The organism is Brachybacterium fresconis (assembly GCF_017876515.1).
Classification (GTDB): Bacteria; Actinomycetota; Actinomycetes; order Actinomycetales; family Dermabacteraceae; genus Brachybacterium; species Brachybacterium fresconis.
Window position 1 is genome coordinate 26,742 of the sequence record NZ_JAGIOC010000002.1, and the last position, 13,356, is coordinate 40,097.

Below are 13,356 nucleotides of genomic sequence, written 5' to 3' on the forward strand. Positions count from 1 at the left end.
TATTCTTCGGACTGAGTCGTGCGCCGCTGGTGTGTCACGCTTCTGCGGTGAGCGACGAACGACTTCTGACGATCAGCACGTTTGCTCGAGCGGTCGGGATCCCGGGAAGTGCCTTGCGCTTCTACGCCGCCGAAGGTGTTCTCGTCCCTGCCGAGGTCGACTCCTTCACCGGGTACCGCTACTACGCTCCGAGCCAGATCGAGGCTGGTGTGCTCGTCGCCAGGATGCGAGCCGCGGGCGTCGCGGTGCCCTTGATGAGGGACTTCCTGGACGCCTCAGCGCCGGAGGCGACTCGGATCATCGACAGGATGATCGCGGCCCACAGCGCTCAGTCGCATCGACGTGGGCTGGAACTGGCTGCTCTTCGCGAGAGCATTCTGGAAGCCGAACGGACCCCTCAGGCCGCTCGGGCGACGCTTCCGGGCACCGTGCTCGCCTCCGCCATCGACCAGGTCGCCGCCGCCACCTCAGCGGCATCCGATGATGTCTCCGGTCTCGTATGGGCTTTGCAGGACGGCCGTCTCGAGCTCATTGCCACCGATCGGTACTGGCTGGCCTACCGAGAACTCCGCCCGAGGGAGAGCGACGGCGCGGCGCGCGTGATGACAACTCCTGAAGCAGCAGCAGCCGCAGCATCGGCATGCGCGCAGCGAGCAGAGATAGTGCTCGAGATCGTCGAAAGCCGTCTGCGCCTCCTTGACGCCTACGGAACGGTCATGGCGGAGACGCGCTCGGTCGAGCGATCTGTTCCCGACCTCAGCCTGCTCATCTCGACACAACCTCCTACCCGCACGATCGCGGGGTTCGCCTCGCTGGCGCTCAAAGACTTCCTCCAGGGCCCCTCAGCTGACGACCACGTACTCATCGACGCCCACCGCAGAGAAATCGTGGGAAACGACGAACACCGCCTTCAAGGGTGGGTCTCCACAGCTTCCCGCGAATCCGGGGCCCTACGGATCCAGATGCAATCGGCGCTCCTCGCGTCGGCCGTGTCGATCTGCCAGGGCCCCGAGATACTGCTTGGCCTCGTCGACGAGAGCACACCGGTCCGCGTCCAGTCGCCGCTCCAGGACGCCATGACGTGCCTCGTGATGCCGATGCGGCCTTGACCTTCAAGTAGCTCGAAACCCCACGGTGGTGGGCATGTCGACTCCCTTCCCTGCATCTCGGCGGCTCCCGGCACAGTTCCACCTCTGGTGGATCGTCTCGACCCTCTCGGCGGCTGGAGATTCCATGCTCGCCTTCGCGCTCATCTGGACGGCGACGAGCAACGGCCCCGCAACTGTCGCGGTCGTCAGCACCCTCGCCGTCGTTCCCCGCATCCTGCTCATGCTCTTTGGTGGCGCGCTTGGTGACAGGCACGGGCCACGCCGCCTCCTCATCGCCACGACCGCGATCCAGTTCGTGGCCCTGGTAGTGCTCGCAGGTCTGTCGATGGTCTCCTCCGGCGTGGTCTTCCTGGCAGCTGCCGCCGGTGGAACTGCTGTCATCTCGGCCTTCCAGCAGCCTGCCGCGGTTGTGCTCCCTCGGCTCCTGATCACCCACGAGGACCAGTTCGCGCGGGCCCTGGCTCGCATCTCCGGCAGCCTCCACGCCGCTCGAATTCTCGGTGTCGGCGTGGGCGGCCTTGCGATCACAGCACTGCCCCTGATCGCAATCTTCGGGGCCAGCGCGGCAGTGGTCGGCCTATCTCTCGTGGTGCTCTGTTCGATCCACCCCCGATCCAACCACGGCAGAGAATCGGCAACGAACAGCGGCGCAAGCATCTGGACTGCGCTGGCCACGGGGATCAAGTCGGTTCACGAACTGCGTATCTGGCCCCTACTGGCTGCGGTGGCCCTGATCAGCGCAGCAGTGCTTCCCACGGTCGCGGTCGTCATGCCGAGCATGGCCCGTTCGCACGGATGGACCGCTGCCCAAGCAAGTCTCCTTGAAGCTGGCTGGGCCACGGGAACCCTTGTCGTGACGCTGCTGATCTCCTACACCGGCACGATCCCCAAGCAGATAGTCCCGATGGTTGGAGGACCCTCATTGATCTGTGCCGCTCTGGTAGCGCTGGCCCTGCCGGTCTCGGTGCCGGCTGCCATCGCACTGTCAGTCCTCACAGGAGTGGGGACCGCGATCTTCACCACCCATATCGCGCCCACACTTCTTCGAATGGCCCCTCCCGACCAGCTGACCCGATTCCAGTCCCTTATGGCCATCGTCCAGCTCGCTCCGCCGGCACTGCTGAACAGCCCTCTGGCGGCCCTGTCAGGCACAGGACGCGGCTCCGTGGCCTTGATCATAACCGCTGGTATGGCCGGGGCTGCGGCCGTAACCGCAGCCCGCGGGCTACGCCGACAGAAGTCCGCCGATACTCCCGAAGAACGCACCGCAGCACCGGATTAAGCCCTCCGACCACCGCTCTGCCGAGCCCGGTACCGCAAGCGATCTGCTCAGATTACCGGGGACCGGCATCGTTAGAGCGAGCATTGTTCTTCGGGCCGCTCCGAGTGCAGGCGGTTTAGCCGGCCATCCCACCGTTGGGGCTGGCGGGATCCCGCCAGCCCCAACGGCCGTCTGTTACTAGAAGCCCATTCCTCCCATGCCAGCATCCACGTTGGTGGGCGACGCGGAGTCCTCAGGACTGTCAGCAATCACAGCTTCGGTAGTAAGGAAGAGTGCGGCGATCGAGACTGCGTTCTCTAGCGCCGCCCGGGTGACCTTGACGGGGTCGATGATGCCCGCAGCGACGAGGTCCCTATACTCACCAGTCGCAGCGTCGAGCCCCTCGCCGATTGGCAGGTTGCGAACGGCGTTCACCACCACTCCCCCTTCCAGTCCGGCATTGGCCGCGATCTGTCGGAGCGGAGCATCGAGTGCGACGAGAACTAATGCTGCCCCCGTCTTCTCATCGGGCTCTTCCAGGCGGAGCTGTTCGACCGCGTCCCTCATGCCAGCCTGGACGAGCGCGACGCCGCCACCGGCGACGACGCCCTCGTCCACAGCGGCCTTCGCGTTGCGCACCGCGTCCTCGATGCGGTGCTTGCGCTCCTTGAGCTCGACCTCGGTCGCGGCGCCGGCCTTGATGACGGCCACGCCGCCGGCCAGCTTCGCGAGGCGCTCCTGGAGCTTCTCGCGGTCGTAGTCCGAGTCGGAGTTCTCGATCTCGGCGCGGATCTGGGAGACGCGGCCGGCGATGCGGTCGGCGTCGCCGGTGCCCTCGACGATGGTGGTCTCGTCCTTGGTCACGACGATCTTGCGGGCCTGGCCGAGCTGCTCGAGACCCGCGGTCTCCAGCTTGAGGCCGACCTCCTCGGAGATGACCTGGCCACCGGTGAGGATCGCCATGTCCTCGAGCATCGCCTTGCGGCGGTCGCCGAAACCGGGGGCCTTGACGGCCACGGACTTGAAGGAGCCCTTGAGCTTGTTCACGACGAGCACCGCGAGAGCCTCGCCCTCGACGTCCTCGGCGATGATCGCCAGCGGCTTGCCGGCCTGGATGACCTTCTCCAGCAGCGGCAGCAGATCCTTGACGGAGGACACCTTGGAGGAGAGCAGGAGGATGTAGGGATCCTCGAGCACGGTCTCCTGGCGCTCGGCGTCGGTGACGAAGTACGGCGAGATGAAGCCCTTGTCGAACCGCATGCCCTCGGTGAGCTCCAGCTCGAGGCCCATGGTGTTGGACTCCTCGACCGTGATCACGCCCTCCTTGCCGACCTTGTCGAGGGCCTCGGCGATGAGCTCGCCGATCCCGCGATCACCAGCCGAGATCGACGCAGACGCGGCGATCTGTTCGCGGTTCTCGACGGGCCGTGCAGTGGCGGTCAGTGTACGACTGACCGCGGCAGCAGCCCTCTCGATTCCCTTCTTGAGTGCCATTGGATTCGACCCCGCAACAACGTTGCGCAGCCCCTCTCGAACCAAAGCCTGAGCAAGCACCGTTGCCGTCGTAGTGCCGTCGCCGGCGATGTCGTCAGTCTTCTTGGCAACCTCCTTCACCAGCTCGGCACCGATCCGCTCGTAGGGATCGTCGAGCTCGATCTCCCTGGCGATCGACACGCCATCGTTGGTGATGGTGGGAGATCCCCAAGACTTCTCGAGCACGACGTTGCGGCCCTTGGGACCGAGGGTGACCTTGACGGCATCGGCGAGCTGATCCATCCCTCGCTCCATCCCGCGACGCGCTTCCTCATCGAACGCAATTAGCTTTGCCATAACTAAGGACCCTTTCCTCCGAGCGGATGTGACCTGACGGGGTGCCCGCGACGGACGACCAGCCTGATGCGGCCGCTCTCACCCCATCCGGTCTGGCACTCGCAGACGACGAGTGCCAGAGTCCTACTGTGTAGGACCAAGCTGCCTGCGCGCAAGTCATAGCCCTACCATGCAGGACTATGAGTCCGAAGAAGGCAGTCTCAGGCCCCTCGATTCCCGGAGCAGTGTGGCTACGCCCACGCCCGCCACGACGAGGCCAGCACGGCCTCACCCGAGAGCGCATCGCCGCCGAAGTCGTGTCCCAGCTCGACCAGGCCGGCCCCGCTGGACTGAACTTGCGCTCCATTGCGGCCGCCCTCGATGTGCACCCCACGACCCTGTACTGGCACGTATCGGCGCGGGACGATCTCCTCGACTTAGCCGTCGACGCAGTATTCGCCGAGCTGCCACTCCCGTCCCAGCCCTCTGACGACTGGTTAGCGGACGTCCGTGCATTCATGCACAACCTTCGCGCAGCCCTGCTCACCCACCCCTGGTCAGGAGCGCTCGCAAGCAGCCGGCCCCTGCTAGGACCCGAGGCTTTGGCACGCTCAGAGTTCGTCTATGCCGCGTTGGCGCGGGCAGGTTTCACCGGAGATGAACTCGCGGCGTCAGCCGCAGCTGTTTCAAATCTAGTAATCGGCTCCGTCGCCACCGAAACGTCATGGCAAAATGGCGATGAGTCATCGGCTCGGCAAGCCGTTCACGAGCACCTACATGCCAACGCAGAAACCTATCCCGCGATGGCAGACCTCTCAACCGAATCGGGTCGATGGGGAACGCAGTTCTCCTATAGCGCAGACTTGCTTCTCGCTGGCCTTGCTCAGAAAGCACCCAGTAGCGCCAGCTCGCCCGGCACCAACTCTCAGACGCCACGGACCACCTGACACCTGCGTTTGCTTTACTCAAAGGATATCCGAACACTTCATGCCGTTACGCCCGAGGGGTAGGCACCCAATCGCCGGGAAAGGCATCATCAGTCTCTGCGTTTTTCGCGAGAGGGGGAATGTCGGAATTCGGGGTAGCTGCCCCATCTCGAATTCGTGCGCGCGGCAGCCCTGATCGCGGTTCCAATTTTGACCCCAAGTGTGTCTGCGACGACGCTGGCCGGCACGGTTTGGACGAGCTGGTCTATACGTGCGTTCTGGGCTTTGCGGGCCTGGATCTGGTGTGACGCAAGATGGATCCTGATGATTCCTTCGCTGACGTGCAGATGGGGCGTTGTTCCAGGGAAGAGCCAATCCGGGCCTCCGTTGACGAAGGGTCGTTGTCCCTCGAGCTCGCGGATGTAGTTGCGTAGGAGCTCGGCGATCGGCGGTGGCAGAACGAGGGGCGTGCGCCCGAAGGTGATGCGCATAGTTGTCTCGTCTTCGGAGACGTCTGATCGGCGGAGGCGGACGCAGTCGCTGATTCGTTGGGCGAAGACGAGCACCAGCAGGCCGATGATGCGGCTCGCTTGCGGGATGGACTCATCGTCGAGCAGGTCATCGACCTTCCGCCAGATGGTGTCCTCCGGGATGGAGGGGGCGGGATGGGCTTGTGATCGATGGGGCGGCGTAATGGGTCTGGTGAGGTTTTGCTGGATGGTCCAGTTGAGGAAGATGGCGACGGCTGCCTGAGAGCGGTGCCGGGCGAAGAAGAGGTCTACGGAATGCTGGTCCAACGTTTCTAGCTGAAGTCCCTGTTCATCCAGCCAGGCCAGGAAGGAGGCGATCTTGCGCAATGCGGACCATCGAGCGTTGAACATGCCGACAGTCAGGGGCTCGTCCGCGTGTCGTTGCCGGGTCTGGCGGAGGACTTGCCAACGGAAATACTGATTAATGATCTGCGCGTGGTGAGCGGGGAGGTTCTTGATGAGTTGCTCGGCAAGTATCTCGAGGTCGTTGAGCCGGACATCTATCTCAGGGAGGGTTCCTGCACTGATGAGCATGTGGCGCAGATACCGCACTCGGGGCGAGGGCGGGAGGGCATCGAGTGTGTCGTGGCTGATTGGAACCTCGCCCGCGGCCATGGCGCTCAGGGTCTTTCCGATTGGTGGTCTTCGCAGCCATCGCACCACCGAGCGTGGGTCACGCGCGGTCATGAGGTGGCCGTAGAGGCTAGCGAGGCCAGGGTGGATATCGCCGTTCTCGTCAGCGAGGACCTCGTTGAGGCGTTCGGCCAGGCGGCAAGTGCCGCACTGAGATCCTGTGAGCTGCTCCTCGCTTCCGCAGGTGACGCACGCGAACCGCGGCAGTTCACCAGCGCAGGGCGCGCAGACGATGCGTCGCTCCGAGTCGTAGAAGGCAAGGACCTTGATCTGAGCCTCGATGCGCCGATCGGGTTTCCGGGGTGCTTTTCGATGGTTGCGGTCGAGCAGTGACCCTGATGCCGGCGTGAGGGCGTGCGGGTGCTGCCGGTCTGCCCGGCATTTCCACTTCGGTTCCTTCTCGTAGGGACAGATCGCTGCTGGTCAGGTCATCATCACCCGGGTGGTGTCGAAGAGGTTCTCCCAGGCCGTGTGCCAGGGCCAGTTCCGCGGTAGGTGCAGTCGCCAGGAGCGGGCGCGGTTCGCGATCCGGGCGGGCACCGCGATCAGATGATCGACCAGGGTCTGCCAGCGGGCGCGGGCATGGAAGCTCGAGGCCAGCACCCCGGCAGCGCGGGCGAGGTTGAACGCGATCGCGGCCAGCACGGTCCAGGCACTGTTGGCGGTGAACACCCCGGAGGGGCAGTGAGCCAGCGGCCCGCCCTTGAGGTCGGCGATGACCTGCTCGACGATCGCGTGGTCTCGGTGGGAGGCCTCCGCGGCCAGCATCGAAAGCGGTGAGTCGGTGAACACCGCGTGGTGGCGATACGCATCCAGCAGCCCGCCCTGCTCACTGTGCCCGTGGCGTGGGTTCAGGCGTTTCACGCGACGCACGATCAACCGGGCCGTGACGTGCTCGGCCTGCTTGCGGGAGGTGAACGCGGTGTACTCGACCTCGGCGACCTCGGCATCGGAGATCCACCGCTGCTCGGCCTCCTCCCAGATCGCCTGCGGATACTTGATCGGCGTCCATGCGTCCTCGGGGATGCGAGAGATCGCCCCGACCACGGACGGGTTCATCCTCGCGGTGAGCGAGAAGTGGGCCCCGCCCCGGCGGGCCGCGGCCACCGTGGCGTGCTGGAAGTAGGCCGAATCCGCACGCACGGTCACCATCCCGGAGACGCCGGCGCGCTTCGCAGTGGCCAACGCGCTGCCGATCATCGCCGCGGTGCCGTGGGCCGAGGCCGCCGCGCCCCGACGCAGCCGGATCCCGGCGATCACCGGCACGGCCTGCAGCGTGGAGAGGGTCGCGACCTGGGCGTTCAAACCCTTCACCCCGCTGTAGCCGTAGCCGGCGCCCTGCTTCGCGTAGCCGTGGGTGGCCCGGATCGTGTCATCGATATCGACGAACGCGACCCGGTCGCCACCGCTCAACAGGCCCGGCACCCGGGCCGCCAGCCCGGTCAGGACCCTGGAGGCGACTGCGTCGAGCTGGCGCACGTGCCCGAAGGTGTATCCGCGCAGGTGGGTGCCCAGCGTCGTGGGTGCCCGCCGCGCGGTAAACGCCCGGCCCATCCCGCCATGACGCAGAACGTCCATGTCCGAGATGCTGTCGGCGCCAGCGAGCATTCCCGCGACCAGGGAGGGGACCTTCACATCGGCGTTGGAACCGATGCTGCCCGGCACCGTGACGTGCTCGGCGACCAGGCCCGGCAGGCCCGCCGACTCCGCGAGCGCCATCACCGGCACCAGCCCCGCCCGACCAACCAGATTGTCATCATCGAACTCGGCAGAGAAATCATGGGATACTCGCACTACCAGTGCTCCTGTTGCTCAGCGTCATGGAACCTTCGAACAGTCCCATTATCGCTGGCCACAGGAGCATTTGGCTGTCACGACCCGCCTACCCGACCGGCGGATCCAGGCTGAGCGCACCCGGGACAGATGTCGGGATGCCGGCGGAGTCTTGAGTAGCAGGCGTTGCAGATCTGCTGTTCGAGGATCGAGTAACGGGCTGTGACATGGCGAGCACATCTGTCGCAGCTGACCTGGTGGCCCCGTGTGTTCCCGGGCGGGGTCATTCGTGCGGGCGGCGCAGCTTGGCGGGGATGGGGCGCAGCTCGCCAATCGCCGGTCCGGAGGCCTCTGGAGCGCCAGCAGCTCGACGAGGACGCACACTCTGGACCTTCGGGACCTCGATGAGATCATTGGGTGTGCACTCGAGGATCCGGCAGAGGGCGGCGAACACTTCGACGTTCAGCCTCTCGGGCGTCTTCGTCACCAAGCGGAACACTTGCTCGCGGGAGAGCTGCACTCCCTGAGCGCGCAGTGGTGCGATCAGATCTGTCGTCTGGAACATCCCGGCCGCAGCCATCAATGGGCGCAGGTTCCAGGTGATCGGGGCGTCAGAGTCGGGGGTGTTCGGCATCGGGTCCTCCATAGATCCGGGAGAGGGCTTGGTTGATCATGCGGTTCTTGAAGTCGTCACCGACCGACGTGTAGATGGCGGTCGTCGAGGCGTAGGCGTGCCCGACTTGGTCCTGCACGAACTTCTCGGCGTATCCCCACTCGATCAGGTTGGTGACGTACGTGTGGCGCAGTACGTGGACACTGAGCTCCGGCGGCAGCCCCGCTTCGTCGCGGAGCTGCGCGAAGCGCAGGTCGATGTAGCGCAGCGAGACGCGCGTACCTCGCTCAGTCGGCCATAGCGGTCCCGACAAGTCCGCAGTGAAGCGGGGCCGGGCCTGGTTGGCTATAACGGCTTCGCCTGACACCGTTTGTCGGTCTCGCTCGACACCACTTGGGCTTTGGATTGAGGAGAAGTGCCCGCTTCCTCCGACACCAGTTCGCAGCGTGCTACTGCTCGGCGAGTTGGCGGTTCGTGTGGGCGAGACGGTAGGAGTCGGTGCCGGTCTCGATGATGGTGCCGCCGAAGGTCAGGCGGTCGACGATGGCGGCGCAGAGCCGCGGGTCGGTGAACGTCTTGGTCCACCCGGAGAAGGACTCGTTCGACGCGATCGCCACTGATGCCTTCTCCTCCCGTTCGGTGAGGACCTGGAACAGCAGCTCGGCACCTCGTCGGTCAAGCTGCATGTAGCCGAGCTCGTCGATGCAGAGCAGGTCGACGCGTCCATAGCGGGCGATGGTCTTCGACAGGGTCTTCTCATCGGCGGCCTCAACGAGCTCGTTCGCGAGTTTGGTGGCCAGAGTGAACTTAACCCGGTATCCGGCCATGGCGGCCTCGGTTCCCAGGGCGATGAGCAGGTGGGACTTGCCCGTGCCGGAGTCGCCGATCAGGCAGAGCGGCTGGCCCTTCTTGACCCACTCGGACTTGGCGAGGGTGTGGATAGTGGCGGGGTCGATGTTGGGGTTGGCGTCGAAGTCGAACGCCCGCAGGGACTTCTCGCGCGGGAACTTGGCTGCCTTGATCCGTCGTTCGGAACGTCGTCGCGCCCGGTCGTCGCACTCTGCCAGCAGGAGTTCGGCGAGGAACCCGCGGTAGGACATCTGCTCAGCAGCGGCCCGATCGGCACCGTCGGCGAAGCCTTGGCGGATGGTCGGCAGCCGCAGCATGCGGCACGCCTGATCAATAGATGCGTCGGCGGCTTCTTCCGTCATGCCGCGGCGGCGGGTGCTCATGCGGGGCTCCTTCATTCCTGGGCGCGTGATCGGCTGTGTAGCAGTTGGTCGTATTGGTCGACGGTCGGCGGCGGTCGGGTGTCGACGGGCAACGGCTTGCGCAGTCGTCGCTCGGTGAGCGACGCGATCCCAGTGGTGTTGCTGCGAGTCGAGTCCGCGGGGTCGCCTGCGCTGGGTATGTCGCCGTTGTCATGGGTGCTGTCTTCGGCCTTGCGGGCTTCCAGGGCGACGACGTCCGCGGTGTGGCCACCGGCTCGCAGTGCGGCGGCGAGTCCGGCGACGACATGCTCGTGCGCGAGGTGTCGGTGCAGGAGCAGAACCTCGATCAGGGCGCGGGTGCCTTCGGCATCGCCGTGGGTCTTGCAGGCCGCGCCCCACCACTCGTCGTGGATCGGGGTGAACCGGCCGGCCTTCCGGGCTTGCTCGAGGGCGGTCGCGCCGGGGAGTGCCCCGGGCTTGCGGAGGAGGACCTCGAGGTAGTGGTCCAGGTCGAGCTGGACACCGCCCTTGGTCATCAGCCGCTCGTGGCGCGCCACCACTGTCTGGCCGTCGTAGACGACCAGCTCGCTGGCATGCAGCAGGACCCTGACGTGGCGACCGACGTAACGGGCGGGCACGGAGTACTTGTTCATCCTCACGCTCACCTGAGCGAACCTGTCGACCCGCGGGGTGAACCACCGGCCGGTCTCAAACTCCTCTGTCGCGAGCGGTGCGAGGAGTGGTTGTTCAGTGGCGAAGTGCTCGCCGATGGTGTGCGCACGCGACGAAATCCGACGATCGTCGTCGCCGCGGTCCCAGACGTCGACCATCGCGTTGAGCTCCTCGATCGAGTCGGCCTCTGGGAGGGGGACGAGGTGGTTGCGGCGAAACCAGCCGATGTCGCCCTCGACGCCGCCCTTCTCGTGCGCACCTGTGATCCCGGGTTGGCAGTAGAACGCCTCGATCCCGTAGTGGGAGCGGAACGCAGTCCACCGATCCGCCTCGACCCGCTGACGGGAGAACCCGATCACGGACGCGACGGCGGCCTTCAGGTTGTCGTAACGGATCTTCCCCGTCGGCACCCCGCCGAGGACCCGGAAGGCATGGGCGTGGCCTTCGAAGAACGCCTCCTGTCCGGCTGAGGCGCTGATCCTGTGGACGCCCTTCCCGGAGTAGGACAGTCGCAGGCTGAACAGCGTGCAGGTCACCAACTCTCCGCGCAGCCGGACGACGACCTCGCCGAAGTCGACCTCGGCCTCACGGCCGGGCAGGTGGGTCTGCGGGATGAACGTGTTGACGGGGTCCCGCCCGGCGTCGATGCGGATCTCGCGTCGACGAGTCGCGACGTAGTCGCGCACCATCCCGTACGACACGACCCCAGCGGCGTCGTGCTCGTCCAGGAGCCGGTCGAAGATCCGTTTCGCGGTGTGCCGCTGCTTCCTCGGCGCGTCGAGATCGTCACGCAGCCAACCGTCGATCACCGACTTGTATTCGTCGAGGCGCGACCCGCGCTTCGGTGGCGGCTTGGGCTCCTTGGGCCACACTGAGGCCAGGGCTGCGGTGACAGTGCGGTATCCGACCCCGTGCTTGCGTTGCAGTGCCCGCTTCGACAGGCCCGCCTTGGCATCGCGTCGAATTGCTGCGTACAGGTCGACACGGGACGTTCGTGCATCACGAGCCATGACATCGGTGTCGGGATTGGCGCTGCTAGTTGAGCGCCTTGGTCCGCGGCGCGAGACGGACGGCCATGATCACCGAGACCAGCTGGATCCCGGCCGACCAGGCGATGGCGGCCATCAGCGAGGTTTGGTCGACGCCGATCAGGTCGGTCTGGGTGAGGCCACGCAGTGCGTCGATCATCGGGGTGAGCGGCTGGAAGTCGGCGACCGCTGCCAGCCACCCGGGCATCGAGGCCGTGGGGACGATCGCGCTGGAGATGAAGGTGAGCGGAATCGCGATGAACGCCAGCCCCTGGGCAGCCTCCGGGCTGGAGGCTGCTGCCCCGAGCGCGAGGAACAGCGCGGCGAACGTGACCGAGTAGAGCACCAGCATCGCCAGCGCCGCGACGATCTCAGTCACGCCCGCGTGGAGCCGGAACCCGGTGATGACGGCTGCGAGGAGCGTTGTGAGGGCTGCGGCGACCACGATCGTCGACTGGGCGGCGAGCCGTCCCATCGTGATCCCGACGCGGGCCACCGGCAGTGACAGCACGCGGTCGGTGAACCCGGCGGAGCGTTCCCTGGCGACGGTGACCGCTGCCTGGGACGAGCCGAACAGCAGCGTGGTGGTGATGATGCCGGGCGTCATGTAGTCCACGTACGCCAGCGGAGCGGAGTCGATCGCGCCGGCAAAGACGTACCGGAAAACGAGCAGGAAGAGCACGCCCTGCAGCAGGGTGGGGAACACGACCTGCGGGTCGCGGAGGAACACCTTCAGAGTCTTCAATGCGATCGTGGCGCTGGTCGCAGCAGGGCCCGCTGAGATGGGCGGGGTCGCCGATGTCGTGGGGACGGTGGCGATCATGGGCTTGCCTCGCTTCCGGTCATGGAGAGGAAGACATCGTCGAGCGTCGGCGGCGACACGGAGAACTCAGCGATATCGGAGGAGATCCCTTGCTCGGTCACCGCGCGATGCGCGGCGTCAAGGTCGAATTGTCCGGTCACCGTTAGCTCGTTGTCCCGCAGTTCGCTGACCTCGCCGAGCAGTCGTGCGGCCAGCGCGGTGGACTCGTCGTCGGACAGCGGTTCGTGGGTGACGAGGCGCAGTCTCGTGTTGGCCATCGTGCGGCGCAGCTGGTGGGGCGTCCCGGCCTGGATGACGTGGCCGTCGTCGATGATCACCACTTCGTCGGCGAGGACCTGTGCCTCCTCCAGGTACTGGGTGGTCAGCAGCACTGACGTGCCGTTCGCGGGCAAGGTCCGGATGGACTCCCAGAGGCTGTTGCGGCTGTGAGGGTCCAGTCCAGTGGTCGGCTCGTCGAGCAGCAACACTGCCGGCCTGTTCACGAATGTCGCCGCGAGGTCGAGGCGTCGTCGCTGTCCGCCGGAGTAGGTGGCGACGCGCCGGTCGACGAACTCGCTGAGTGCGAACTCGTCGATCACCACGGCCGCGGCTCGGCTTGCCTCTTTCGGGGATAGCCCGTAGAGGCGTGCGACCATGCGGAGGTTCTCAACTCCGGTCAGCTCGGCCACGACGGCGGCGTGTTGTCCTGCCAGTCCGACGATCCCCCGGACCGTCTGGGCCGAATCCTTCACTTCGTGACCAAGGACGCACAACGACCCAGCCTGGTAAGGCTGGAGGGTCGCGAGTGCACGCACCAGCGTGGTCTTCCCCGACCCGTTGCGTCCCAGGACCGCTGTGATCCTTCCGGCGGGAGCGCTCATGTCCAATGTCTCGAACACCGTGCGCTTGGGGTACTCAATCCGTAGACCTCGCGCCTGGATCGCGATGTCCGCGCTCGGCGTCGGTTCCGTCCGTCCTATCGTCATGTC

General features: G+C 65.9%; 13 protein-coding genes. 4 read left to right on the top strand and 9 right to left on the bottom strand.

Going from position 1 to position 13,356, the window contains the following annotated elements; all coding sequences use genetic code 11:
• The first annotated feature begins 47 nt into the window (after positions 1–47).
• Both JOF44_RS20365 and JOF44_RS20370 read left to right on the top strand, forming a co-directional pair.
• Positions 48–1,109 (top strand): MerR family transcriptional regulator, encoded by a 1,062-nt coding sequence (locus JOF44_RS20365; RefSeq protein WP_209896329.1) that lies wholly within the window; start codon positions 48–50, stop codon positions 1,107–1,109.
• A gap of 34 nt (positions 1,110–1,143) precedes the next feature.
• Positions 1,144–2,391 (top strand): MFS transporter, encoded by a 1,248-nt coding sequence (locus JOF44_RS20370; protein WP_281067195.1) that lies wholly within the window; start codon positions 1,144–1,146, stop codon positions 2,389–2,391.
• 177 nt (positions 2,392–2,568) lie between these two features.
• Here JOF44_RS20370 and groL read toward each other — a convergent pair whose 3' ends face one another.
• Positions 2,569–4,200, bottom strand: a complete 1,632-nt coding sequence (groL, locus tag JOF44_RS20375) for a chaperonin GroEL (protein WP_209896333.1) — start codon at positions 4,198–4,200, stop codon at positions 2,569–2,571.
• A 179-nt stretch (positions 4,201–4,379) separates the two neighbouring features.
• Between groL and JOF44_RS21285 the strand changes: the two genes are divergently transcribed.
• The gene (locus tag JOF44_RS21285) at positions 4,380–5,126 is read left to right on the top strand and encodes a TetR/AcrR family transcriptional regulator (RefSeq protein ID WP_209896335.1); all 747 of its coding nucleotides are present in this window, start codon (positions 4,380–4,382) and stop codon (positions 5,124–5,126) included.
• A gap of 89 nt (positions 5,127–5,215) precedes the next feature.
• Here the strand turns inward: JOF44_RS21285 and JOF44_RS20385 are convergent, their stop codons facing one another.
• The gene (locus JOF44_RS20385; protein ID WP_209896337.1) at positions 5,216–6,250 is read right to left on the bottom strand and encodes a site-specific integrase; all 1,035 of its coding nucleotides are present in this window, start codon (positions 6,248–6,250) and stop codon (positions 5,216–5,218) included.
• Between the two features lie 102 nt (positions 6,251–6,352).
• Here JOF44_RS20385 and JOF44_RS20390 point away from each other — a divergent pair, with 102 nt between their 5' ends.
• Positions 6,353–6,601 (top strand): hypothetical protein, encoded by a 249-nt coding sequence (locus JOF44_RS20390; protein ID WP_209896339.1) that lies wholly within the window; start codon positions 6,353–6,355, stop codon positions 6,599–6,601.
• A gap of 90 nt (positions 6,602–6,691) precedes the next feature.
• Here the strand turns inward: JOF44_RS20390 and JOF44_RS20395 are convergent, their stop codons facing one another.
• The 7 genes from JOF44_RS20395 to JOF44_RS20425 form a co-directional block, all read right to left on the bottom strand.
• Entirely contained in the window at positions 6,692–8,062 is a 1,371-nt protein-coding gene (locus JOF44_RS20395; RefSeq protein ID WP_209886296.1) for an IS1380 family transposase, read from the bottom strand.
• A 262-nt stretch (positions 8,063–8,324) separates the two neighbouring features.
• Positions 8,325–8,675, bottom strand: a complete 351-nt coding sequence (locus JOF44_RS20400; RefSeq protein ID WP_209896341.1) for a helix-turn-helix domain-containing protein — start codon at positions 8,673–8,675, stop codon at positions 8,325–8,327.
• Positions 8,653–9,021 carry a tyrosine-type recombinase/integrase gene (locus tag JOF44_RS20405; protein ID WP_342591896.1) on the bottom strand — a complete coding sequence of 123 codons (369 nt, stop codon included), beginning with the start codon at positions 9,019–9,021 and terminating at the stop codon, positions 8,653–8,655. The genes JOF44_RS20400 and JOF44_RS20405 overlap by 23 nt, the downstream gene beginning before the upstream one ends.
• Positions 9,022–9,103: 82 nt before the next feature.
• Entirely contained in the window at positions 9,104–9,886 is a 783-nt protein-coding gene (gene istB, locus JOF44_RS20410) for an IS21-like element helper ATPase IstB (RefSeq protein ID WP_209896343.1), read from the bottom strand.
• 11 nt (positions 9,887–9,897) lie between these two features.
• Entirely contained in the window at positions 9,898–11,547 is a 1,650-nt protein-coding gene (istA, locus tag JOF44_RS20415; RefSeq protein ID WP_209896345.1) for an IS21 family transposase, read from the bottom strand.
• 25 nt (positions 11,548–11,572) lie between these two features.
• On the bottom strand, positions 11,573–12,388 hold the full coding sequence (locus JOF44_RS20420) for an ABC transporter permease (protein WP_209896347.1): 816 nt from the start codon (positions 12,386–12,388) through the stop codon (positions 11,573–11,575).
• Positions 12,385–13,248, bottom strand: a complete 864-nt coding sequence (locus JOF44_RS20425) for an ATP-binding cassette domain-containing protein (protein WP_209896349.1) — start codon at positions 13,246–13,248, stop codon at positions 12,385–12,387. The genes JOF44_RS20420 and JOF44_RS20425 overlap by 4 nt, the downstream gene beginning before the upstream one ends.
• Positions 13,249–13,356: the final 108 nt, after the last annotated feature.